Annotated in this window: 18 protein-coding genes and 2 pseudogenes; 12 read left to right on the forward strand and 8 right to left on the reverse strand. The window is 69.9% G+C overall.

What is annotated here, in order from left to right:
- Both FV229_RS28125 and FV229_RS16175 read left to right on the forward strand, forming a co-directional pair.
- Nucleotides 1–140: pseudogene (locus FV229_RS28125) on the forward strand (sugar transporter); the annotation flags it as partial.
- A gap of 205 nt (nucleotides 141–345) precedes the next feature.
- Nucleotides 346–1,407: a branched-chain amino acid ABC transporter substrate-binding protein gene (locus FV229_RS16175; RefSeq protein ID WP_246688219.1), complete on the forward strand. Its 1,062-nt coding sequence runs from the start codon at nucleotides 346–348 to the stop codon at nucleotides 1,405–1,407.
- A gap of 9 nt (nucleotides 1,408–1,416) precedes the next feature.
- On the opposite strand, the gene FV229_RS16180 is transcribed toward FV229_RS16175, so the two are convergent.
- Nucleotides 1,417–1,992, reverse strand: a complete 576-nt coding sequence (locus FV229_RS16180; RefSeq protein ID WP_187275169.1) for a protein-tyrosine-phosphatase — start codon at nucleotides 1,990–1,992, stop codon at nucleotides 1,417–1,419.
- Nucleotides 1,993–2,086: 94 nt separating this feature from the next.
- Here FV229_RS16180 and FV229_RS16185 point away from each other — a divergent pair, with 94 nt between their 5' ends.
- The 4 genes from FV229_RS16185 (at nucleotide 2,087) to FV229_RS16200 (ending at nucleotide 8,117) form a co-directional block, all read left to right on the forward strand.
- Nucleotides 2,087–3,184 (forward strand): ABC transporter substrate-binding protein, encoded by a 1,098-nt coding sequence (locus FV229_RS16185; RefSeq protein ID WP_147752954.1) that lies wholly within the window; start codon nucleotides 2,087–2,089, stop codon nucleotides 3,182–3,184.
- A 93-nt stretch (nucleotides 3,185–3,277) separates the two neighbouring features.
- The gene (locus FV229_RS16190; RefSeq protein WP_246688217.1) at nucleotides 3,278–6,463 is read left to right on the forward strand and encodes a CheR family methyltransferase; all 3,186 of its coding nucleotides are present in this window, start codon (nucleotides 3,278–3,280) and stop codon (nucleotides 6,461–6,463) included.
- Nucleotides 6,464–6,563: 100 nt separating this feature from the next.
- Nucleotides 6,564–7,301: a Crp/Fnr family transcriptional regulator gene (locus tag FV229_RS16195; RefSeq protein WP_147752955.1), complete on the forward strand. Its 738-nt coding sequence runs from the start codon at nucleotides 6,564–6,566 to the stop codon at nucleotides 7,299–7,301.
- Between the two features lie 78 nt (nucleotides 7,302–7,379).
- Complete coding sequence (locus tag FV229_RS16200; RefSeq protein WP_147752956.1) at nucleotides 7,380–8,117, forward strand: sensor histidine kinase; 738 nt, start codon at nucleotides 7,380–7,382, stop codon at nucleotides 8,115–8,117.
- A 117-nt stretch (nucleotides 8,118–8,234) separates the two neighbouring features.
- Here the strand turns inward: FV229_RS16200 and FV229_RS16205 are convergent, their stop codons facing one another.
- Nucleotides 8,235–8,609 (reverse strand): response regulator, encoded by a 375-nt coding sequence (locus FV229_RS16205; protein WP_147752957.1) that lies wholly within the window; start codon nucleotides 8,607–8,609, stop codon nucleotides 8,235–8,237.
- Nucleotides 8,610–8,715: 106 nt separating this feature from the next.
- Nucleotides 8,716–9,765 carry a hypothetical protein gene (locus FV229_RS16210; protein WP_147752958.1) on the reverse strand — a complete coding sequence of 350 codons (1,050 nt, stop codon included), beginning with the start codon at nucleotides 9,763–9,765 and terminating at the stop codon, nucleotides 8,716–8,718.
- A gap of 621 nt (nucleotides 9,766–10,386) precedes the next feature.
- Between FV229_RS16210 and FV229_RS16215 the strand changes: the two genes are divergently transcribed.
- From FV229_RS16215 to FV229_RS16230, 4 genes are all read left to right on the forward strand, one after another.
- Entirely contained in the window at nucleotides 10,387–11,775 is a 1,389-nt protein-coding gene (locus FV229_RS16215) for a deoxyribodipyrimidine photo-lyase (RefSeq protein ID WP_147752959.1), read from the forward strand.
- Nucleotides 11,776–11,893: 118 nt separating this feature from the next.
- Complete coding sequence (locus FV229_RS16220) at nucleotides 11,894–13,258, forward strand: chloride channel protein (protein WP_147752960.1); 1,365 nt, start codon at nucleotides 11,894–11,896, stop codon at nucleotides 13,256–13,258.
- Between the two features lie 67 nt (nucleotides 13,259–13,325).
- On the forward strand, nucleotides 13,326–13,505 hold the full coding sequence (locus FV229_RS16225; protein ID WP_147752961.1) for a DUF1328 family protein: 180 nt from the start codon (nucleotides 13,326–13,328) through the stop codon (nucleotides 13,503–13,505).
- A 10-nt stretch (nucleotides 13,506–13,515) separates the two neighbouring features.
- Nucleotides 13,516–14,403 carry an SDR family NAD(P)-dependent oxidoreductase gene (locus tag FV229_RS16230; RefSeq protein WP_246688218.1) on the forward strand — a complete coding sequence of 296 codons (888 nt, stop codon included), beginning with the start codon at nucleotides 13,516–13,518 and terminating at the stop codon, nucleotides 14,401–14,403.
- A gap of 348 nt (nucleotides 14,404–14,751) precedes the next feature.
- On the opposite strand, the gene FV229_RS16235 is transcribed toward FV229_RS16230, so the two are convergent.
- Nucleotides 14,752–16,722, reverse strand: coding sequence for a PAS domain-containing sensor histidine kinase (locus FV229_RS16235; protein ID WP_147752962.1), 1,971 nt, complete (start codon nucleotides 16,720–16,722; stop codon nucleotides 14,752–14,754).
- Between the two features lie 506 nt (nucleotides 16,723–17,228).
- Nucleotides 17,229–18,212, reverse strand: a complete 984-nt coding sequence (locus FV229_RS16240) for a cation diffusion facilitator family transporter (protein WP_147752963.1) — start codon at nucleotides 18,210–18,212, stop codon at nucleotides 17,229–17,231.
- A gap of 150 nt (nucleotides 18,213–18,362) precedes the next feature.
- Here FV229_RS16240 and FV229_RS16245 point away from each other — a divergent pair, with 150 nt between their 5' ends.
- Complete coding sequence (locus FV229_RS16245; protein ID WP_147752964.1) at nucleotides 18,363–18,794, forward strand: HIT family protein; 432 nt, start codon at nucleotides 18,363–18,365, stop codon at nucleotides 18,792–18,794.
- A 4-nt stretch (nucleotides 18,795–18,798) separates the two neighbouring features.
- Here FV229_RS16245 and FV229_RS16250 read toward each other — a convergent pair whose 3' ends face one another.
- The 3 genes from FV229_RS16250 to FV229_RS16260 form a co-directional block, all read right to left on the reverse strand.
- Nucleotides 18,799–19,221, reverse strand: a complete 423-nt coding sequence (locus FV229_RS16250; RefSeq protein ID WP_147752965.1) for a PilZ domain-containing protein — start codon at nucleotides 19,219–19,221, stop codon at nucleotides 18,799–18,801.
- A 93-nt stretch (nucleotides 19,222–19,314) separates the two neighbouring features.
- Nucleotides 19,315–19,542, reverse strand: coding sequence for a hypothetical protein (locus FV229_RS16255; protein WP_147752966.1), 228 nt, complete (start codon nucleotides 19,540–19,542; stop codon nucleotides 19,315–19,317).
- Nucleotides 19,543–19,645: 103 nt separating this feature from the next.
- Nucleotides 19,646–21,730 carry an NAD(+) synthase gene (locus tag FV229_RS16260; RefSeq protein WP_246688220.1) on the reverse strand — a complete coding sequence of 695 codons (2,085 nt, stop codon included), beginning with the start codon at nucleotides 21,728–21,730 and terminating at the stop codon, nucleotides 19,646–19,648.
- A gap of 271 nt (nucleotides 21,731–22,001) precedes the next feature.
- On the opposite strand from FV229_RS16260, the pseudogene FV229_RS16265 reads away from it, so the two are divergent.
- Nucleotides 22,002–22,421 (forward strand): annotated as a pseudogene (locus FV229_RS16265) (DNA translocase FtsK); the annotation flags it as partial.

Raw genomic sequence — 22,421 nt, forward strand, 5'->3', positions numbered from 1 at the left:
AGGCCTTCCGCATGCGCAACCGCGACCTCGTCTACGTCTCCAACGCCCCCTTCACCGAAGTCTCCAAGGTCGTCAGCGTCTTCTCCACCGTCGCAGGACCCGTCGCCTCCGCCGCATCCGTCTACGCATACGCACGGTAGACGACCCCGCGGCTTGCCGGATCGACGGTTTTCCCGGAAACAGGCGGCCGTCCGGGGCGCGGCGCAGCGTTTCGTGCGCCGCCTGCCGGGAGGGGCGTTGATGCCGAGAAGGGGCATGATGACGATCGGACGCGCTTTCCGGTTCGGCCCGAACCTGCCCGGCCCCTGCTTCCGCGGTGTCAGCGCCGCCGCACTTCTGTTCGCGATGTTGGCGGCGGGACCGGCCGCGGCCGACGTCGTGGTCGGCGTGGCGGTGCCGCGTTCGGGGGCCTACGTCTCCGTCGGCGAGCAGGTGCTGCGCGGGGTCGAGGCTGCGGCCCGCGACGCCAACGCCAAGGGCGGCCTCGACGGTCAGACCATTCGCCTCGACGTCCAGGACGACGCCTGCGACTCGAACACCGCGACCGCCGTCGCCAACCATTTCGTGCGCTCGGACGTCGGCCTCGTGGTCGGCCACGTCTGCTCGAACGCGTCGCTCGCGGCGTCCGAGGTCTACAGCCAGAACGGCGTCACGATGATCACCGCGGCCTCGGTCTCGGCCAAGCTGACCGATCGCGGCCTGCCGACGATCTTCCGCGTCTGCGGGCGCGACGACGACCAGGCGCGCCTCTCGGCGATCGTGCTGGCCGAGCGGTTCCGCGACCGCAAGATCGCCCTCCTCCAGGACTTGACGCCTGCGGCGCGCGCGCTCGCCAACGCGACCAAGGACAACCTCAACCGGATCGGGATCAACGAGACGCTGCTGTCCGCCTTCTCACCGAGCGACGCCGACGACGCGGCTCTCGCCGACCGGCTGAAGGCCGCCGGCATCGAGGTCGCCTATTACGGCGGCGACGCCGTCGAGATGGGCCGTCTGGTTCGGATTTCGGCCGAGCGCGGCTTCCGGCCGCAATGGTTCGGCACCTCCGCCATCGCCACGCCGGACTTCGCCAAGATCGCCGGCGGGGCCAGCAACGGCGTGCTGATGACCTTCTACCTCGATCCGAGCCGCCAGCCGGCGGCGGCCGAGGTGGTCAAGGCGTTCAAGGCGGAGGGCGGCGAGCCGACGGGCTCGACGATCTACGGTTACGCCGCGCTCCAGGCCCTGGTGGCCGCCGGCAACTTTGCCCGGACGCAGGACCCGAGGCGCATCGCCGCGACGCTGCATGCCGAGCGCTTCGACCTCGTGCTCGGCACGGTCGGCTTCGACGGCAAGGGCGACGTCACCGCCCAGGGCTACGTGCTCTACGTCTGGAAGGACGGCGTCTTCACCCCGGCGCCGAAGTAGCCGATCGGCTCAGGCGGCCTCGGCCGCGTCGACCTCGGCTCCCCGGCCGAGGCCGCGGAGCAGGTCGGCGAGGTGCGGCCGCACGCCGAGCTGGAGCTTGTGCAGGCGCCGCACCGCCTCGTTCAGCGTTCCCTGGCGGTCGAGCATCCGGTCGGCGAAGCCGATCATCCGCGCGTTTGGCCAGGCCGGCTCGCGGATCGCGTGCAGGCGCCGCACGAGGGTTTCCGCCTCAACGGTCGGCTCCGCGTCGCTCATCAGGATCAGCAGCGCCGCGGTCGAGCGCGACAGGCCGTAATGGCAGTGGACGAGGAGATGCGCGGCGGGTCCCGCCTCGCGGTCGCGGCCGAAGGCCAGGATCTCGGCCACGTGGTCGGGCTCCGGCGGGACGAGGCCGTCGCCCGGGCCGAGGCAATCGTGGAAGTAGAGGGTCGTGCGTCGGAGCGCCCCGTAGGCGGCGAAGCCCGCCGGCTCCGGTGTGCCCGGATCGAGCAGCGACAGCACGCGGTCGACGCCGCTCGCGCCGTGGCGGGCGAGATCTTCGAGGCCGCAGACCGTGTGGAGGGTGATGGAAGCCGGTGTCACGATGGCACCGCCCTACCACGTGCCGCCCGCGGTTTCGAGACCAGCGCCGGACGTGTTAGGGCCGCGGGACCGCGACCGATGCCTTGAGGGAGGTGCCATGACGACCGTGAAGCGACGTGCGCTCCTCACCGCGGGGCTCGGTGCCGCGCTGTCCGCGCCTGCGCTCGCCGCCGCGCCGGCGCAGAACGGGTCGGAGGTCCGGTGGCGGTTGGCCTCCGCCTTGCCGAAGAACCTCGACATCCTGTTCGGTGCGTCCGAGGCCCTCGCCCGCATCGTCGGCGAGGCGACAGACGGGCGCTTCGCGATCCAGGTCACGGGCCCGGGCGAGCCGGTGACGGCCGACGGGCTGCTCGACGCCGTGGCGGCCGGGACGGTCGAGATGGGCCACGGGCCGGCGACCGTCGCGCCCGGCAAGGACCCGACCCTCGCGCTCGCGACTGCCCTCCCTTTCGGTCTGAACGCCCGTGGCCAGAACGCGTGGTGGCTCGCCGGCGGCGCCAACGACCTGTTCGCGGAGCTGTTCGCCAAGAGCGGGCTCGCCAGCCTGCCCGGCGGCAACACCGGCGCCCAGATGGGCGGCTGGTTCCGGCGCGAGATCAAGACGGTGGCCGACCTCCAGGGGCTGAAGGTCCGCATCGGCGGCCTCGGCGCGCAGGTGCTGGCCAAGCTCGGCGCGGTGCCGCAGGCGGTCTCCGGCTCTGAGATCGCCGCCGCGCTCGAGGCCAAGCGCCTCGACGCCGCCGAGTGGATCGGCCCCTACGACGACGAGCGCCTCGGCCTTCAGAAGGCGGCGCCGATCTACCATTATCCCGGCTTCTGGGAGGGCGGCGCGATGCTGCACTTCTGGCTCAACGCCGAGATGTGGAAGGCCCTGCCCAAGCCCTATCGCGCGATCCTGCAGGCGGCGGCGGCCGAGGTCGCCGCCGACGTCCAGGCGAAGTACGACGCCCGCAACCCCGGCGCCCTCCGCCGGCTGGTGGCGACGGGCGCGCAGCTGCGCCCGTTCCCGCAGGATGTGATGGAGGCGGCGCTGAAGGCGGCCAACGACGTCTACGCCGAGATCGCCGCCAAGAACCCCGATTTCCGCCGGATCTACGAGGCGATGAAGACTTTCCGCAACGAGGAATACCTCTGGTTCCAGGTGGCGGAGTACACCTACGACAATTTCATGATCCGGGCGCGTGCGCGCGGATAAGGCCGGTGCCGCCGTCCCTGGTTTCGTGGCAGGGTCGCGGTTCTCCGATGCCCGTTCGCGACAGGGCCGAAGTGGTCGCGGGAACAGCACGCGATGATGCCCGATGACGATGCGGTCCAAAGCTCCGGTCAGCGCTCGGGCCAAGGCTCCGGGGACGAGGCCGTCGACGACGCGCAGGAGCGGCCCGAACGCTTCCTGATCGTCGGCGTCGGCGCGTCGGCCGGCGGGATCGAGGCGCTGGAAGGCTTCTTCCGCGGCATGCCGTCGATGCCGGGTCTCGGGATCGTCATCGTCACGCATCTCAGCCCCTGGCGCGAGAGCGTGCTGCACGAGATCGTCTCGCGCTTCACCGACATGCCGGTTGAGGTCGCGAGCGACGGCGTCGCGGTCGCGGAGAACCACGTCTACGTCCTGCCGGCCGACGCCGTCGTCGGCATCCGTGACGGGCTCCTCGTCCTGCGCCACCAGAGCGCCGAGCACCGCGAGCGTCACCCGGTCGACATCTTCCTCAGCGCGCTCGCCGCCGACCAGGGCGAGTATGCCGGCGGCGCCATCCTGTCGGGGGGCGACTCCGACGGCACGCTCGGCATCAAGGCGATCAAGGAGCACGGCGGCGTCACGCTGGCCCAGATTGCCAATGGCGACGGGCCGCAGCACCCGAGCATGCCCTCCAGTGCGATCGCGACCGGGTACGTCGATTTCGGCGTGCCCTCGCACGAGATGGGCGCGAAGCTCGTCGCCTACCGGGCGAGCCTGTCGATGACCGACACGATCCTGGCCGGCAACGAGGCCGGCCCGTCGCCCGACGAGCTGCGCGGGGAGATCTACGCGATCCTGCGCGCCCAGGTCGGGCACGACTTCGGCGGCTACAAGACCAAGACCTTCCTGCGCCGCGTCCAGCGCCGGATGCAGATCCTGCAGGTCGAGGTCGTCGCCACCTATGTCGAGCGGCTGCGGCGCGACCCGGTCGAGGTCTCGGCCCTGTTCCGCGACCTCCTGATCAACGTGACCACGTTCTTCCGCGACGCCGAGGCGTTCGCCATGCTCAGCGAACGCGTCATCCCGAAACTCTTCGAGGGGCGCGGCGCCGACCAGACCGTCCGGGTCTGGGTGCCGGGCTGCGCCACCGGCGAAGAGGTGTTCTCGCTGGCGATCCTGATGATCGAGCACATGGAGACGCTGACCGCGGCCTGCCGGGTGCAGATCTTCGCCACCGACATCGACGAGCACGCCCTCGGCGTCGCGCGCGCCGGCCGCTATCCGGAGCAGCTGCTCGACGGCGTCTCGCCCGAGCGCCGGCGCCGCTTTTTCCTGCAGGACGGGGCGAGCTTCGTGCTGGCCAAGACCGTGCGCGACCTGTGCATCTTCTCGCCCCACAGCGTCATCCGCGATCCGCCCTTCTCGCGGCTCGACATGGTCTCGTGCCGGAACCTGCTGATCTATTTCGGGCTCAGCATCCAGAACCAGGTGCTGCCGACCTTCCACTACGCGCTGAGGCCCGGCGGCTTCCTGTTCCTCGGCATGTCGGAGAACCTGAGCCAGTTCGCCGACCTGTTTGCGCCGATCGACAAGAAGCACCGCATCTTCCGCAGCCGCGCCGACAACGCGACCGAGCCCCGCGTCCCCCTCGCTCTCAGCGGATTGCGCGCGATGTCCCATGGCAGAGACCTGAGACCGCGCCAGGGCGGCAACAGCTCCCTGGCCCTTCGCCATTCGGTCGAGATGCAGGTCCTGGAGCGGTTCACGCCGCCGCACGTCGCGGTGAACCGCCAGGGCGACGTGGTCTACTACTCGAACCGCACCGGCAAATATCTCGAGGCGGCGGCGGGACTTCCCACCCGTCAACTGCTGACGATGGCGCGCAAGGGGTTGAGGCTCGAGCTCCGGGCCGCCTTCCGCGAGTCTGTCGACACCAACGCCCAGGTGGTGCGCGAGGGGCTCGTCGTCGAAGGCGACGACGGCCGCGTGCAGATCGTCACCGTGACCATCGAACCCCTCGTCGCCCAGCGATCCGAGGAGCCGCTGTTCCTCGTGCTGTTCAGCGACGAAGGGCCCTCGATCAGCCGCGAGGCGGCGCAAAAGCGCTCGGTCTCCGCCCACGACGAGGTCGCGCTCCAGCTCGAGCGGGAGCTGCGCGAGACCCGCGAGCGGCTGCAATCGCTGATCGAGGAGTACGAGACCGCGCTGGAGGAGCTGAAATCGTCCAACGAGGAACTCGTGTCGGTCAACGAGGAGCTGCAATCCACTAACGAGGAGCTGGAGGCCTCGAAGGAGGAGCTGCAATCGGTCAACGAGGAACTCTACACCGTCAACGCCGAGCTGAACGGCAAGGTCGAGGCGCTGGATCGCGCCAACACCGACCTGCACAACCTCTTCGCCAGCACCGACATCGCGACGGTGTTCCTCGACGCCAAGCTCGTGATCCGCAGCTATACTCCCGCGGTCACCGAGATCTTCAACATCCTGCCGAGCGACCGCGGACGCCCGATCACCGACTTCGCCGGGCGGCTGACCCTGCCGAACCTGGCCGAGGACGTCGCCGCGATCATGCAGGGCAGCGACACGATCGAGCGGCAGATCGACCGGACGAAGGATTCCGCGCGCTTCCTCGTGCGGCTCGCGCCCTACCGAAACGGCGAGAACCGGATCGAGGGCGTCGTCGTCAGCTTCATGGACGTCACCGTGCTCGCCCGCGCCGAGATGAGCCAGCGCGTGCTGGTGGCGGAGTTGCAGCACCGGACCCGCAACCTCCTGGCCGTGGTCCAGTCGATCGCCCGGCAGACCCTGGGAACGGGGTCGGCAGTCGAGGCCTACTCTGAGCGGCTGAAGGCGCTCGGCCGGGTGCAGGGCCTGTTCGGCCGCTCCGACAGCGGCGCGGTCGACCTCGCCGAGCTGGTGCGGCTCGAGCTGCGCGCCCACGGAACCGAGGAGGGCAGCCGGATCACCATCGACGGGCCGGAGGTCGCCCTCGGCTTCGAGCACGTCCAGACCTTCGCCCTCGCGCTGCACGAGCTCGCGACCAACGCGATCAAGCACGGTGCCCTCGCACAGGCCGGCGCCCGCCTCGCCATCGCCTGGTCCCTGGAGGCGAACTCGGCCAGCGGCCGGCTGCTCGTGCTCGATTGGACCGAGAGCGGGGTCGCCATGCCGCCGGAGCCCGAGCGGCGCGGCTTCGGGCGCGACCTGATCGAGAAGGCGCTGAGCTACAGCCTGCGCGCTCAGGCATGGTTCGAGCTCGGGGCCGACGGCGTCCACTGCAGGATCGAGATGCCTCTATGAGTCGTGGCCTCGGGCGGCTACACCTTCAGACGGCAATTGGTGCCGACCGCCGGGACGTCTCGGTCCTCAAGCATGGTTCGGCGCTCAGGTTCGAGACGGCATGAACAACCCCTTCATCCGGAAACTGGAGAACTTCACCCGTTTCTCCCAGGCGGAGCGCAAGGCGCTCGAGGACGCGACCGGGCAGAACGTGCGCCGCCTCGGCCCGCGCGAGGACATCGTCAACGAGGGTGACGAACCGCGCGCCGTCAATCTCGTCCTCGAAGGATGGGCCTGCCGCTACAAGCAGCTTCAGGACGGGCGCCGGCAGATCATCGCGTTCTTCCTGCCGGGCGACCTCTGCGACCCGCACATCTTCACACTGCGCCAGATGGACCACGCCGTCGCCTCGCTGACCCCGGTGACGCTGGCCCGGGTCACCCAGCCCACCATTGAGGGCCTGACGGAGAGCTCGACCCGCATCGCCGAGACGCTGTGGTGGGAGATGCTGCACAACGCGGCGGTCCAGCGCGAGTGGACGGTGAGCCTCGGCCAGCGCTCCGCCGTCGAGCGCCTCGCCCACCTGCTGTGCGAGCTGTACATGCGCCTGCGCGCGGTCGGCCTCACCGAGGGCACCGCCTACGACCTGCCTGTGACGCAGGCCGACCTCGCCGACACCCTCGGGCTGTCGAGCGTCCACGTGAACCGGACCATCCAGGAGCTGCGCGGCGCGGGCCAGATCACCTGGAAGGGCCGGCGCCTGACGATCCACGACCTGCCGGCGCTGATGGCGTTGGCCCTGTTCGACCCCAACTACCTCCACCTCGATCACGAGGGTGCGCATCTCGATGCGCAGTGAGATCCGTTTCGCGCCGGCCACTTTCGCGCGCCGCGCCGCCCGGCGTGGCGGCGATCCCTCCGTAGCGACGGCCGTCCGATGAGCGACGAAGGCCGGATCGCCGCGCTCGAAGCCGAGAACGCGGCCCTGCGCCGACGCCTCGTCGCCGCCGGCCTCGACCTGGATGCGTCGGCGTCGGCGTCGCCCGAGGTGGACGCGGTGCTGCACCGGACGCGCAACACTCTGGCGATGGTCCGCGCGATCATCCGCCGCTCGGCCGATGCGGATCGCAGCGCCGAGGATTGCATGATGCGCCTCGACGGCCGCCTCGGTGCGATCGCACGGGTGCAGAGCGCCGGCATCGCCGACCCGTCGGCCGGCCTCGACCTGCACTCGATCGTCGCCGATGCACTGATGGCGTTGCTGGCCCGCGAGGGCGAGCGCGTCCACATCGTCGGGCCGAAGGTGCTGCTGGCCCCGCGTGCCGCCGAGGTGTTCGCGCTGGCCGCCCACGAGCTCGCCAGCAACGCGATGGAACACGGGGCGCTGACGGTCCCCGACGGCCGCATCGCCGTCACCTGGACTCTCGACTCGTGCGGGGATGCGCCGACCCTCTCGCTCGGCTGGTCCGAGACCGGATTGCACGACTTGCCTGCCGAACCGGCGCCGCTCGGCTTCGGCACCGAGATGCTGACGCGCACCCTGCGCTACGAACTGGGCGCAGAGACCACCCTCGCCTACCGGCCGGACGGGCTGCGCTGCACGATCCGCTTCGCGCTGGCGCCGCGGCTCGGACGCGTCGTCGAGGCTCCGGCGGAGGACGGGGGCGACGCCTAGAGCATTTTCGAGCGAGGTGGATGCCGGCTCGCGTGAAGGAAATGCGACCACACCCGGCTCGAGCATCGTCCGTGATCCAGAGATCATGGACGATGCTCCAGGCGCCGCCGACGGCGTTCAGGCCCCGAACAGGACGCGGGCGATCGTCCCCGGCTCGACCGGCTTCTCGCAATGGGCGACCGCAGCGTAGCGCGGCGGCACCATCGTCCGGTCGTAGCCGGTGGCGAAGACGAAGGGGACACCCCGCGCCGTCAGCGTGTCCGCCAGCGGGAAGACCATCTCGCCCTGCAGGTTGATGTCGAGCACGGCCCCGTCGAGGTCTGGCGCCTCGGCGAGCAACGCCAGCCCGTCGGCGACGGTCGCCGCCGGCCCGACCACTTCGGCGCCCTCCGCCTCGAAGCTGCGCGCCAGATCGGACACGATGAAGTAGTCGTCCTCCACGAGCAGGACGCGGCGCTTGGCCAGCGGTGCCGTCGACGTGGCGTCGCCCATTCGGTCCATCGATCTCAAGACGTTCCACGACCGCGCCCGTCGCGACGTTCATGGCATAGAATGCCAGGGAAAGCGGCCGCGGGCGAGCGGCGTGCGCGCAAGTCGCTCAGGGCGTGCGCTTGCGTAGGACGAAGTTGCCCGAGGCGAGGAATTTCTGGGCGCGCTTGCCGGTGTCGACCTCCGTCGTGAAGACGTTTCCCTTCGAGTCGACGGCGAGGTTGTGGACCCAATGGAATTGCCCGGCTCCGCGGCCGTTGAGGCCGAAGGCGCCGAGGGTCTCGCCGGTGGCGCGCGACAGGGTTCGGACCTCGTTGTTCGCCCCGTCGGCGTTGAAGAGGTAGCTCTCGTCGGCATCGGGCCACAGCGCGAGCTCCCAGACCGTGCCGTCGGCGCGGGTCTTCGTCTCGACGAACATCTCCTTCGCGAACCTGCCGTCCTTCCGGAACACTTGGATACGGTCGTTGGTGCGATCGCAGACGTAGACGAGCCCGTCGCGCGCGATCTTCACGCAGTGCACCGGGTTGGCGAATTGCTGCGAGGGAGCTGCAGCCGGATCGTAGGCGGGTACCTTGTCGTCGGTCGGCGGGCGGCCGTAGGCGCCCCACATCCGCTTGAACGCCCCGGTCTCGGAGCCGAACACGATGATGCGGTGATTGTAGTAGCCGTCTGCGACGTAGACTTCGTTGGCGGGCCTGCCGAGGCGGCTCGTGTCGCGGCTGTCGGTCTGCGGGCCGGACTTGCCGATCTGCATCACGAACCGCCCGTCGGCCGTGAACTTGAGCAGCTGCCCGTCGTTCGCGCCGTTGCCGGCGATCCAGACGGAGCCCTTCGGGTCGACCTGGATGCCGTGCTCGTTCTCGGGCCAGTCGTAGCCCTGCCCCGGGCCGCCCCAGGAGCGCAGCACCGTGCCGGCCTGATCGAATTCGCGCACCGGGGGCGCCGGCTTGCAGCATTTCGTCCGCGGCGGATCGAGGCTCGCCGCCTTCTCGTCGTCGGTGAGCGTCCGCGGGCGCTGGATCACCCAGACGTGGTCGTCGGCGTCCACCGCGACGCCGGATGCCTGACCCATGATCCAGTTGTTCGGGAGTGGCTTCGGCCAAGCCGGATCGACCTGGAAAGTCGGCACCTCGGCCGCTTCTCCGAGACCGACGGGGATCGCGGCCTATACGAACCCGATCGCCAGCGCTCCAGCGAGCCTGCGCAGGATGTCGTCCTCCCGGCGGCGCTTCTGCGCCTTCCAGACGATCTTAGGCTCGCCTCGATGCGCGGCCAGGGCGCGGGGGCGGCAAAGCCGCGCCGACGGTGACAGATCGCAGGAAACGGTTCGAGGCGACGCGGGAAGGGGCGCACCAAGAAAAAAGGCCACTCCCGAAGGAGCGGCCCGAAGTCTAGGGAGGAAACGCCCAAGAAGGGCAGCAGGACCGCGACGCCATCGCTGTCCCGCGTTGCACAATCTGATCCTCCTTCGCCGAAATGCAAGGGGGTTCGGTCAGTGACCCTGTCGTTTCTCGGCCCGACCTGCAGCTCGGTCGAAGCATGTGTTGAAAATGTCGCAGACGGGTTCGATCAATCTTCGGCCGTCCTTGGTGTCGTCCTTGAGCGACAAATGCATGCAAATGACTGATCGAAAACAGGTTTCGTCCGCCAATGCGGCCCTGTGCTATGGCCCGGATTTCAGCCCCTCCCGCATTGGTGCGCGCGGGACGATCGCGATCTCCGCTCTAGCTGAGCCGGTACGGTTCCGGGCCGTGCACCGGGTTGGGGACGACGCGAGACGATGGCGATTCACGAAAAGCGCTTCCGGGTCCTGAACGATGTCGCACCGCGGAAGGGCGGCGCTTACGTCCTGTACCTGCTGCAGCAGGCCAACCGCGCGCATCACAACCCGGCGCTGGAATACGCGATCGAGGAAGGCAACCGCCTCGGGCTACCGGTGGTCGCCTGCTTCGGGCTGCTCGACGGCGCCAACGGGTTTCCCGAGGCCAACGCCCGGCACTACGCCTTCCTGCTCCAGGGGCTCGCCGACGCGAAGGCGGGACTGGAGAAGCGCGGCGTCGGCTTCGTCATGCGCAAGGCTTCGCCCGCCGAGATCGCGATCGACCTCGGCCGCGAGGCCGCCCTCCTCGTGCTCGATCGCGGCTACCTCGCGATCCAGAAAAGCTGGTACGGCGAGATCGCGAAGGCCGTCGAGACCCGCGTCGTGCAGGTCGAGGGCGATGTGGTGGTCCCGGTGGAGACCGCTTCCCCCAAGCACGAGTTTGCCGCGCGCACGCTGCGCCCAAAGCTGCACAAGCTGTGGGCCGATTTCGTGGAGCCGCTCGCGGCCCGCAAGGTCGAGCATAAAGCCGACGGCCTGAAGCTCCCGAGTGAGATCGATCCGTCCGACCCGATGAAGGTCCTGGCCGGAATGACCCTCGACACCGACGTCGGGCCGGTGAAGCGCTTCGTCGGGGGCGAGACGCAGGCGCGCAAGCGCCTGAAGGCGTTCCTGGAGGACGGGCTGTCCGGCTACGGCAACGGCCGCAACCGGCCGGAGGCGGCGGCCGCTTCGCACATGAGCCCCTACCTGCATTTCGGCCAGATCTCGCCCGTCGAGATCGCGCTCGCCGTGCGCGCGGCGAAGGACGGCGACGACGACGACCGCGGCGCCTACCTCGAGGAGCTGATCGTCCGGCGCGAGCTGGCCTCGAACCACGTCTTCTACACCGAAAGCTACGACAACTACGCCAAGGCGGTGCCCGACTGGGCGCAGAAGACGCTGGCCGAGCACGCGGAGGATCCGCGGCCCTACAGCTACACCGAGGCGCAGCTCGCGGCCGGCGAGACCCACGACCGTTACTGGAATGCAGCGCAGGCGGAGATGCGGGTGACCGGGTACATGCACAACCAGTTGCGCATGTACTGGGGCAAGAAGATCCTCGAGTGGTCGCCGTCGCCGAAGGTCGGCTTCGAGCGGACCCTGCGGATCAACAACCGGTACTTCCTCGACGGGCGCGACGCGAACTCGTTCACCAACGTCGCCTGGGTCTACGGCCTGCACGACCGGCCGTGGGCGCGGCGCAAGGTGTTCGGCACCGTGCGCTACCAGAGCGAGAACTCGCTCAAGAAGTTCGACGCCAAATCCTACGTGAAGGCCGTCGAGACCCTGTGCGCGGCCGAGAAATAGCCGTCGCGCCCCTCGCGGCCTGGCCCGCTCCTCGCTAAGGCAGTGCGGCCGACGCAAACCTCGCCCCAGGCAGGCTTGCCGAGGCGAGCGTGTTCCGTCGGTGTCGAGTCCTCGCGCAATGCCGCCCCGTTTCCGCACCCGCGCCTCGATCGCGCGCCTGCGCCGCGCCTCCATCGGCGCCTACCCGCTCTGGCGCGGGCGGTTGCTGTTCCTGTTCGGCGGCATCTGCGTCGGCCTCGCCGCCGTCCTGATGGCGCGCTGCGCCGACGCGGCGCAGGTCGGCTTCAAGGCGCTGGTCGGCGTCTCGCCGCTGGTCGCCCTCGTGGCGACGCCCGCGGGCTTCGCGCTGGCGGCCCTGCTGGCGCGGACCGTCTTCCCGAACTCGCAAGGCTCGGGCATCCCGCAGGTGATCGCCGCCCGCCACACCCGCGATCCGGCCTTCCGCCACCGCCTGATCTCGCTGCGCGTCGCCTTCGGCAAGATCGTGGTGATGACCTTGGGCCTCGCCTGCGGCGCCTCGTCGGGCCGCGAGGGGCCGACGGTGCAGGTCGGCGCCGCGATCATGGCCGCCGTCGGCCGCCTCACCCCGGATCGGCTGCCCGGCCTGATCCTCGCCGGCGGCGCGGCCGGGGTCGCGGCCGCCTTCAACACGCCTCTGGCCGGCATCGTCTTCGGGATCGAGGAGCTCGGCCGGGCCTACGAGCCGCGCTCGTCCGGCTTGATCGTCGCCGGGATCGTCGCCGCCGGCCTCACCTCGCTCTGGCTCGTCGGCAACTACACCTATTTCGGAACCAGCGACGTGACGCTGCCCCTCGGCAAGGGCTGGCTCGTTGTGGTCGTCCTGGGCGCGGCGGGGGGCTTTGCCGGCGGCGTGTTCAGCCGTCTCGTGATCCTGTTCGCGCGCGGGCTCCCGGGCCGGGCCGGACGCTGGATCGCCCGGCATCCGATCGCCTTCGCGGGGCTGTGCGGCCTCGGCGTCGCGCTCGCGGGGCTCGCCTCGGGCGGATCGGTCTACGGCACCGGCTACGAGGAAGCGAAAGCGCTGCTGCACGGCGATTCGGCAGCCCGGCTCGACTTCGCGCCGCTGAAATTCTGCGCCACCGCGCTTTCGGCGATCAGCGGCATCCCCGGCGGTCTGTTCGCACCCTCGCTCGCGGTGGGCGCCGGCCTCGGGGGCATGCTGCAGGACGTGTTCCCGCACGTGCCGATCGGCGCGCTGGTGCTGACCGGGATGGTCGCCTACCTCGCCGGCGTGCTGCAGGCGCCGATCACCGCCTTCGTCATCGTCACCGAGATGACCCAGGACCACGCGATGATGATCCCGCTGATGATCGCGGCGGTGCTGGCCGACGCCGCCTCGAAGACCGTCTGCCGCACCGGCCTCTACCACACGCTGGCCGAGATCATGCTCGCCCGCGCCGCGCCGGCGCAGGACGAGGCCGGAATTCCGGGCGCGTCCGCGCGGGTCGGCGGGAACGGTTGAGCTTGGGCCGCATTGATCGGACGCTTTCCACGCCGGCCGTTCGCCGGTTCGATCCGGAGTTTTCGGCATGACCCTTCTGAAATGGGCCCTCATCTGCTTCGTCGTCTCGGTCATCGCCGGCGGCCTCGGCTTCACCGGCATCGCCTCGGGCGCCGGCTCGCTCGCCCGGATCCTGTTCGGCATCTTCCTGGTGATCGCGATCGTCATCGTCGTCATCGCTTTCGCCGTCGGACAGGCGGTGTTCTAGGGCGCGCCCCGTGGCGTCGGGCCTGAGCCGGGGCGTCCCCCCGGCGAAGCGCACGTGTCTGGTCACCGGCGCCACCTCCGGGATCGGCTACGAGACCGCCCTGGGGCTGGCCAAGGCCGGCGCCCGGGTCGGGATCGTCGGCCGTGACCCTGGCAAGGTCGCGGCGACGGCGGCCGCGCTCACCGCGGCCGTGCCGGGCGCCGCGATCGACTGCTTCGTCGCCGACCTTTCGTCGCAGGCGGAAATCAGGCATCTAGTCGGCGAAGTCCGCGCGGCCTATCCGCGCCTCGACGTGCTGGTGAACAACGCCGGGGCGATCTTCGACCGGCGCGAGACCACCGTGGATGGCTTCGAGCGGACCTGGGCCCTCGACCATCTCGGCTACGTCCTCTTCACCCTCGAGCTTCTCGACCTGCTCAAGGCCTCCGGCCGGCCGGGCGCCGGCGCCCGCATCGTCAACGTGGCCTCGGCCGCGCATACCCGCGGCCGCATCGCCTTCGACGACCTCCAGGCCGAGCGGTCCTACGGCGCGATGCGCGCGTATTCGCAGGCCAAGCTCGGCAACGTGCTGTTCACCTACGCGCTCGCCCGCCGCCTCGCCGGCGCGCCCGTGACGGTGAACGCCCTGCATCCCGGCGTGATCGACACGGGCTTTGCCAAGAACACTGGCGGCGCGTTCGGCCTCGCCTGGTACCTGATCCGTCCGTTCCTCAGCACCCCTGCCGCCGGCGCGGCGACGACGCTGCACCTTGCGACCGCGACCGCGGTCGAGGGGGTGAGCGGGCGCTACTTCGCGCGTAGCCGCGAGAAGACCTCGTCGCGCTACAGCCGGGACGAGGCGGTGCAGGAGCGGACCTGGGCGATCAGCCTGGAGCAGGTCGGGCAGGCACCGATCTAGGCGTGGACATGAACGCCTGGGAACCGTGCCCGAACGTTCGAGAAGCGCGGACAGGAGCGTCCAACCGTTTGCCTTGGGGCAGGCGGTCCGCTCCCGACCGAACTCCGTCGTGGAAGCGACTCGTTATACCAGACCTCGATGAGCCCGACTCATCGAGGTCTGGCCCCCGCGACTGCGGGGCGGCGGCAATCCGCCGGACCTCATGGGTTCCTACCCATGAGACTTGGTATTAGACCGGTCGAAAGCGGGTGTCGGTCGGCATCGCCGCGTTGGTCTGTCGCTCCGAACCGCCCGCTTCTCTGTGGACTTCGGCTGGCCGACTCGGTCGCGGAGGGCGACAGGCCAGCTTCAGGCCAGCTTAGGGCGGAAGGGAAGAACGAGACCTTCCGGACGCAAGCTCGTCATGAGGGTCCGCGCGAGTTCCGACTGTCCGAACGGCTTGGTCAATCGCGGGACCGGAACCAGGCCGTTCTCAGGCAGCTCGGCGTAGCCGCTTGCAAGGATCGCGACCATGTCCGGATACTCGGCCCAGATCGCGTCGATCAGCTGCGTCCCGGTCATACCGGGCATCATCTGATCCGTGATGACAAGATCGATGGTCTCCCTCGACCGACGCAGGATGCGCAGAGCCTGCTCCCCGGAGACCGCCTCGACGACCGTGTGCCCGAGATCTTCGAGCATCGCCGCCGTGTTCATCAGCACCAGAGCATCGTCGTCGACAACCAGGACCGTGACCGGGTCGAGCTTCGGAAGTTCCGGCTCGGCCTGTCGGTCGGGTTGGATCGCTTTGCTCATGTCGGCCTCGGGCAACCAGAGCTCAGCCGTCGTGCCCTGGCCCTTGACGCTCTTGAGGAGCAAACGGCCGCCCGACTGCTCGGCGAAGCCGTGGGCCATCGAGAGGCCGAGCCCGGTGCCTTTGCCGACGCCCTTGGTGGTGAAGAACGGCTCCGCCGCCTTCGCCAAAGTCTCCGCATCCATGCCTTCGCCGGTGTCGATCACGGACAGGCAAACGTAGTTGCCCGGCTTCAGGCCTTGGACGTCCTCGGCCGAAACTTTGGCCTCGCGGGCGACCAGCGTGATCGTGCCTCCGGCCGGGGTGGCGTCGCGTGCGTTCACGCAGAGGTTCAGGACGACCAGTTCGAGTTGGTTGGCGTCTGCCAGAACGTGCGGAAGCTGCAGTGGGAACTGCATGTTCACCGGGATGTTCAAGCCGATCGACCGCTGCAGCATGTCGCCCATGCCGCGGATGAGGTCCGGCACGTCGACGGGCGTCGTAGACAACTCCTGCCGCCGCGCGAACGCAAGCATGCGCTTGGTCAGGGTCGCGCCACGATGGGCGGCCTGGATCGAGTTGTCGATCAGCTGCCGGAGCTTTGGGTCGGGCGGCAGGCGCTTGCGGGCGAGCTCCAGGTTGCCGAGAACCACCGCGAGCAGGTTGTTGAAGTCGTGGGCCACCCCTCCGGTGAGCTGCCCGACCGCCTCCATCTTCTGAGATTGGATGAAGCGTGCACGAGTCTCTTCGAGCGCCTGCTGCGCGTCGCGTCGCTCGGTGATGTCACGTGTGATCTTGGCGAAGCCGATGAGTTCGCCGTGGTCACCCCGGATGGCGTCGATCACGACGTTGGCCCAAAAGCGTGAGCCGTCCTTGCGGATGCGCCAGCCTTCGGCTTCGAACCGGCCTTCTTTCGTGGCCGTCGCCAGCGCCGTTCCCGGCAGATCGGTCGCCCGGTCCTCGTCGGTGTAGAACCGCGAGAAATGCTCGCCGATGATCTCCGCGTCGGAGTAGCCCTTGAAGCGCTGGGCGCCCTTGTTCCAGCTGGTCACCCGCCCAGTCGGATCGAGCATGTAGATGGCATAGTCGCGCACGCCTTGAACCAGCAGGCGGAAGCGCTGCTCGCTCTGTCGCAAGGCGGCCTTCGTGGCCTGCTGCTCGGTGAGATCGCGGGTCACCTTGGCGAACCCGAGCAGCGTGCCGTCCTCGGTGCGGATCGGGTCGATAAGAACGTGCGCCCACATCAGGGTGCCATCCTTTCGAACGCGCCAGCCCTCCTGCTCGAAGCGGCCTTCGGTCTCGGCGATCATCAGAGCCCGCGCTGGAAGGTCCGTCGCCCTGTCCCCGGCCGTATAGAACCGGGAAAAATGCTGTCCGACGATCTCGTGGTCGGCGTAGCCCTTGAAGCGCTGTGCGCCCTTGTTCCAGCTTGTGACCACGCCTGCCGGGTCGAGCATGTAGATCGCGTAGTCGATGATGCCCTCGACGAGGATCCGGTAGCGATCCTCGCGGGTCAGTCTCGGCGTGGCGGCCTCTTCGATGTCCATGCGGCGGTCCAGAGCTCATTTGGGCCGGGACCCGGCTTCGAGGGCCGCGTGCAGGTTGGTGGCGGAGCGGCCCTGGGCACGATGGGGTGACAGTCGCCCGAACCTAGAACGCCCGTCCCGGACGCTCGTATCCTTCGATCAGGGTGAAAAGCCCCGCGAGCCATGCGGTCATCAGACCGCCGACCTTCGTGTTGTGCCGACGTGCTCCATTCGCAGGGGGCGTTTTCCGAATGGTCGATCGACAGAAGACCATCGCAAACCGACCCATAGCGGCCGCCGGTCTCTGGTTCATCAAGCGATCTGCAAGCGGACATTCCCAGGGTCCGCGATGGGTCGAACGCGGGTCCATGACCTGGGTACCACCCGTCGGATTTCGACCACGAGAAACCTCGCGCGTCCAATGCTGGCGGTCCCTGCGGAAGGGCGGTTTCGAGTTTCGCGCCTTCGCGGCGCGGGCTCGCCTGGAACCACCTCCGCGTCGATCCAGCGGGAGGTGGTCCCGGCGCTCAGCCGCCGACGGCGCCGGCCTTCTCGCGCCCCGCGGCTCGTTCGGAACTTGCGCGCGCCTGAGCCTCGATGAACACCCGCGTCACGTCCGGCACGCGCGCCTTCAGCTCGCGGTCGAGGCGCGTCGAGATCCGCTCGACCTCGCCCGCGGTGAGGTCGTCGGCCAGGTCGAGGCTCACGTTCACGAGGATGTCCGTCGGCCCGAGGTGCTGGGTCAGCACCTCGTTGACGTGGTTCACCCCGGGCTCGGCGCCGACGACCTCCTGGATCGCTGCGACGACCTCCGGGTCGGCGGCCTCGCCGATCAGCAGGCCGTGGGTCTCGATCATCAGGAAGATCGCCATCCCGACGAGCACGAGCCCGATGCCGATCGAGGACCAGCCGTCGAGCGCGGGCATGTCGAGGAGGTCGGCCAGCACCACGCCGGTGAGCGCGATGACGAGGCCGATCAGCGCCGCCACGTCCTCCACGAGGATCGTGAACAGGGCCGGGTCCTTGCTGCGCCGGATCGCGCTCAAGGGCGAGCGGTCGCCCTTCTCGGCCCAGAACGCCCGCATCGCGACGAAGCAGGAATAGCCCTCGGCCGCGACGGAGAAGCCGAGGATGGCGACGTTCACCCAGAAGCCCGGCAGCGCGTAGCCGAACAGGCTCGCGTCGGCGGCGGGCTCCGGATGCCGGATCTTGTGGGCACCCTCGTAGATCGCGAAGATGCCGCCGCCGAGGAAGATCAGCAGCGCGACGATGAAGGCGTAGAAGTAGACCTCGCGGCCGTAGCCGAACGGGTGCCTTGCGTCCGCCGGCTTCTTCGCGCGCTTCAGGCCGACGAGCAGCAGGATCTGGTTGGCGGTGTCCACCACCGAGTGTGCGCCCTCGGCCAGCATCGCGGAGGAGCCGGTGACGGTGGCGCCCACGAACTTCGCCAGGGCGATGGCGAGGTTGGCGCCGGCGGCGGTGTAGATGGCGCCGGTGCTCTCATGGGCCATGCGCGGGCGTTCCTGTTCGATCTGGGGGGCGGATCGCAGCTGGGCCGCGGCGATCCGAGCCTAAGCGCCGGCGCCGCCGACGGGTTCCGCGCGCGTGGACGCGGCGGCGGCGCCGGTGCATCCTGGCGGCCGCAACCACGGGTACCCTGCATGACGGATACGGCCTACGACCTCGACAACATCTTCGCGAAGATCCTGCGCGGCGAGATCCCCGCGCACCGGGTCTACGAGGATGCCGACACCCTGGCCTTCATGGACGTGATGCCTCAGGGGCCGGGGCACACGCTGGTGATTCCGAAGGCGCCTGCGCGGGGCCTCCTCGACGCCGATCCGGCCTCGCTCGCGGCGTTGGCGGCCAGCGTGCAGCGGGTCGCGCGGGCGGTGAAGGCCGCGTTCGAAGCGGACGGGCTCACGGTGTTCCAGTTCAACGAGGCGGCCGGGGGGCAGACGGTGTTCCACCTGCACGTCCACGTCGTACCCCGGTTCGACGGGGTGCCGCTCCAGCGCCACGAGGGCGGGATGGCCGACCCGACGGTGCTCGCAGGTCACGCGGAGCGCATCCGCGCCGCCCTCGAGGTCTGACGGCTCAGGCGGCCGTCGCCGCGCCGGTTTGCGCCATCCCGGTCAGCAGCCGGCGCAGGGTCGCGTTCTCGGCCTCGAGTTCGGTGATCCGACGCAGCAGAACCGTGACGGAGTTGTCCTCCGCCGCCGGCTCGGCCGCCGTCGTCGGCGCCGCGACGGAAGCGGGCTTGGCCGCCTCGTCGGCGAAGGTGATCCCGACGCCGTCGGCGCGGCGCCAGCGCAGGGTCGAGCGGTAGGTCCGGTCCTTCTGGGGGATGTAGAGGTCGAACACCTCGGGCAGCGTCGAGCTTTCGCTGAGGGCCAGCCGCGCCCCCGAGGAGGAGAAGTCGCGCACGAGGCAATCCATGCTCGAGGCACCGTTGTTGAACACGATGCGGCCCTTCAGGAACACCCTTTGGCGGGTCTCGTTGCGGTGTTCCGACGACATGAACAGGGCCCCAGGCTCGAAGACGATAGGCCGATCATCCCACGTCGCCCCTTAAGGAATGCTCGCCGCGACCTTCGACTTACGGCCCTAAGCCTACAAAAAGCGCTGGTCGACGGTCTGGAACAGGTAGAATCCGTTGAAGCGCACGCCGGTCTCCGCGGCCCGGCCGTCGAAGTCGAGGGGAATGTCGGACCGGTCGTCGAGCTTGCCGCCGAAGGTCCAGCGGCCGCCACCGAGGAAGCGCGGCACGCGGCTCGACTCCGGCACGGCGCAGCACAGACCCTCGACGCTCTTCAGGCGGAACAGGTTGTAGCTCTGCATGGGCGCATCCTCCCCTCGGCCGACCCCTCGAACCGGATCTGCCGTACACGGCAAATCAGCTTGACCGTGTGGATAATCACACACTCTGTCCGGTTTGTGTCGATCACGTTTCGGGGACGTTGCGCTCTAACTCGTCGAGCCAGATCCGGGCCGTCCCGTCGGAGGGCGCCCGCCAGTCGCCGCGTGGGGAGAGGGCGCCCCCGGCCGACACCTTCGGCCCGTTCGGCAACGCCGAGCGCTTGAACTGGCTGAAGCCGAAGAACCGGGTCAGGAACACCCCGAGCCAGCGCCGGATCTCCGGCAGGCCGTAGGCGAGCCGCTTGTCGGCGGGGAAGTCGGGCGGCCACGCGCCCTTCGCCGCGTCGCCCCAGGCATGGAGCGCCAGGAAGGCGATCTTCGACGGGCGAAAGCCGTGGCGCAGGGTGTAGAACAGGGTGAAGTCCTGCAGCGCGTAGGGGCCGATCACGGCCTCCGTGCTCTGCGGCGCGGCGTCCGCCCCGGCGGGCACGAGTTCGGGCGAGATCTCGGTGTCGAGCACCGCGCTCAACACGCGCCCCTCCTCCGTGCCGAACTGGCCGGAGGCGATCGACCAGCGGATCAGGTGCTGGATCAAGGTCTTGGGCACGCCGGCGTTGACGGCGTAGTGGCTCATCTGGTCGCCGACGCCGTAGGTGCACCAGCCGAGCGCCAGCTCCGACAGGTCGCCGGTGCCGACGACGATCCCGCCGGCGTGGTTGGCCAGCCGGAACAGGTAGTCGGTGCGCAAGCCCGCCTGCACGTTCTCGAAGGTGACGTCGTAGACCGCCTCCCCCGCCGCGTAGGGGTGGCCCATGTCGGCGAGCATCTGGCGGGCGGCGGGGCGGATGTCGATCTCGGCCGCGGTCGTGCCGAGCGCCCGCATCAGTGCGTGCGCGTTGCCCTTCGTCGCGTCCGAGGTGGCGAAGCCCGGCAGGGTATAGGCCAGGATGTCCGAGCGCGGAAAGCCGAGCCGGTCGAAGGCCTTGGCGATCACGATGAGGGCATGGGTGGAGTCGAGCCCGCCCGAGACGCCGATCACGGCCTTGCGCGTGCCGGTGGCTTCCAGGCGCTTGGCGAGGCCCGCGACCTGGATGTTGTAGGCCTCGTAGCAATCCTGGGCGAGGCGGGCCGGGTCGGCCGGCACGAACGGAAACCGCTCGATCCGCCGCATCAGCCCGAGGTCGCCGGCCGGCGGATCGAGGCGGAACGGCACGCGGCGGTAGGCCGGGCGGGGGCCGCCGCGAGCGTTGTCGTCGAAGCTGCCGGCCTGCAGACGCTCCTGGGCGAGGAGGTCGAGGTCGACGTCGGCCAGCGTCGCGACCGGCGAGGCCGAGAAGCGCTCGCCTTCCGCCAGCCGCACGCCGTTCTCATCGACGCTGGTCTGCCCGTCCCAGGACAGGTCGGTGGTGGATTCGCCCAAGCCCGCCGCCGCGTAGACGTAGGCGCACAGGCCGCGCATCGAGGCCGCGCGCGAGAGCAGGGCGCGCGACTCCGCCCGGCCGACCGTGATCGGGCTGCCCGAGAGGTTGGCGAGCACCGTGGCGCCCGCGAGCGCCGCGTGCATGCCCGGGGTGTCGGGCACCCACAAATCCTCGCAGATCTCCACGCCGACGGTCAGGCCCGGCACGTCCTCGGCGACGAACAACTGGTCGGCGCCGAACGGCACCTCGCGGCCGGCGAAGCGCACGGTCTCGCCCGCGATGCCGGCGCCGGAGGCGAAGTGCCGCTTCTCGTAGAACTCGCGGTAGTTCGGCAGGTGGAGCTTCGGCACGACGCCGAGCAGCCGGCCGCCCTGGATCGCGAGCGCCGCGTTGTAGATCCGGTTCCGCCAGCGCACCGGCGCGCCGACGAGGAAGAGGGGGCGGAGATCGCCCGAGGCCGCGACCAGCCGCCCCGCCGCCGCCTCGACCGCATCGAGCAGCGTCGCCTGCAGCAGCAGGTCCTCGATGGCGTAGGCCGACAGCGCCAGTTCCGGGAAGACGGCCACCGCGACGCCCTGCCCGTGGCACCGCTCGGCGAGCGCCAGGATCGCGTCGGCGTTGCGCTCGGGGTCGCCCGGGTGGCTCCGCCCGGTGCAGGCGGCCACGCGGGCGAACCCTTGCGCGTAGAGGGATTGGAAGTCCTTCCGGGGAAGGGCTTGCGGGAGAGGGGCTTGTGCCAAGGGCGTCACGACCCGCGCGAGGTGGAATGTCCCCACCACCTTACCGCTTGCCGGCCCGCCCCTCCAGCACTCGGCGGCGGGCGGTTTTCAAGGCTCTGTTAACGACGTTCGGCCTAACTCGGATCGACCGTTCCGGGCGGGACGGCCTTTCCGTGTTTCGAGTTTTTGAGAACCCATGCGCGCATCGGGACGGCCTCCCTATTCTCATCGCGACCCCTCTCGCCCCAGCCGCGGCGGCGACCGCCCGAGCCTCACGCTCGGCGCGCTGGCGCATCGGTTGATGTCCCTGCGGGCGAGCCTGACGCGGCGCCTCGTCGGCGGCCCGCAGCGGCCGGGCTACGCCATCGCCGGCACCCGGCCGGCGCCGAGCTGGCTCACGCCGCCGAACGCGATGCTGGGGCGCGGCACCGAGCCGGGCTCTGACGGCAGCTGGACCGATTCCCGCGCCGGCCGCGACGCGGTGTTCGCCGACGCTTGGCCGACCGAGGTCTTCGACGACCGGGCGACCCTCGACATGCTCGACGGCGCCCGGCCCGAGAGCCGCATCGACGCCTCCGCCTCCTCGCCCGGCGTGCTGGTGCGCTCTCCGCGCCGGCCGGCCGCGATCACGCCGGAGGACATCGACCGTCCGCGTGGGGTCGCCCACGCTGTGGCGGGCGCCTCGCTCCCCCCCGACGCCCCGCCCGCCGTGCGCTACACC

This window comes from Methylobacterium sp. WL120, from assembly GCF_008039465.1.
Taxonomy (GTDB): domain Bacteria; phylum Pseudomonadota; class Alphaproteobacteria; order Rhizobiales; family Beijerinckiaceae; genus Methylobacterium; species Methylobacterium cerastii.

What these genes read in the sequence shown, in the direction of transcription:
- FV229_RS16195 (WP_147752955.1), top strand. Translation starts at nt 6,564, where the DNA reads ATGAACAACCCCTTCATCCGGAAACTGGAGAACTTCACCCGTTTCTCC.
- FV229_RS16235 (WP_147752962.1), bottom strand. Translation starts at nt 16,722, where the DNA reads ATGGACATCGAAGAGGCCGCCACGCCGAGACTGACCCGCGAGGATCGC.
- FV229_RS16190 (WP_246688217.1), top strand. Translation starts at nt 3,278, where the DNA reads ATGATGCCCGATGACGATGCGGTCCAAAGCTCCGGTCAGCGCTCGGGC.
- FV229_RS16250 (WP_147752965.1), bottom strand. Translation starts at nt 19,221, where the DNA reads ATGTCGTCGGAACACCGCAACGAGACCCGCCAAAGGGTGTTCCTGAAG.
- FV229_RS16245 (WP_147752964.1), top strand. Translation starts at nt 18,363, where the DNA reads ATGACGGATACGGCCTACGACCTCGACAACATCTTCGCGAAGATCCTG.
- FV229_RS16205 (WP_147752957.1), bottom strand. Translation starts at nt 8,609, where the DNA reads ATGGGCGACGCCACGTCGACGGCACCGCTGGCCAAGCGCCGCGTCCTG.
- FV229_RS16185 (WP_147752954.1), top strand. Translation starts at nt 2,087, where the DNA reads ATGACGACCGTGAAGCGACGTGCGCTCCTCACCGCGGGGCTCGGTGCC.
- FV229_RS16255 (WP_147752966.1), bottom strand. Translation starts at nt 19,542, where the DNA reads ATGCAGAGCTACAACCTGTTCCGCCTGAAGAGCGTCGAGGGTCTGTGC.
- FV229_RS16225 (WP_147752961.1), top strand. Translation starts at nt 13,326, where the DNA reads ATGACCCTTCTGAAATGGGCCCTCATCTGCTTCGTCGTCTCGGTCATC.
- FV229_RS16200 (WP_147752956.1), top strand. Translation starts at nt 7,380, where the DNA reads ATGAGCGACGAAGGCCGGATCGCCGCGCTCGAAGCCGAGAACGCGGCC.
- FV229_RS16240 (WP_147752963.1), bottom strand. Translation starts at nt 18,212, where the DNA reads ATGGCCCATGAGAGCACCGGCGCCATCTACACCGCCGCCGGCGCCAAC.
- FV229_RS16220 (WP_147752960.1), top strand. Translation starts at nt 11,894, where the DNA reads ATGCCGCCCCGTTTCCGCACCCGCGCCTCGATCGCGCGCCTGCGCCGC.
- FV229_RS16175 (WP_246688219.1), top strand. Translation starts at nt 346, where the DNA reads ATGTTGGCGGCGGGACCGGCCGCGGCCGACGTCGTGGTCGGCGTGGCG.
- FV229_RS16215 (WP_147752959.1), top strand. Translation starts at nt 10,387, where the DNA reads ATGGCGATTCACGAAAAGCGCTTCCGGGTCCTGAACGATGTCGCACCG.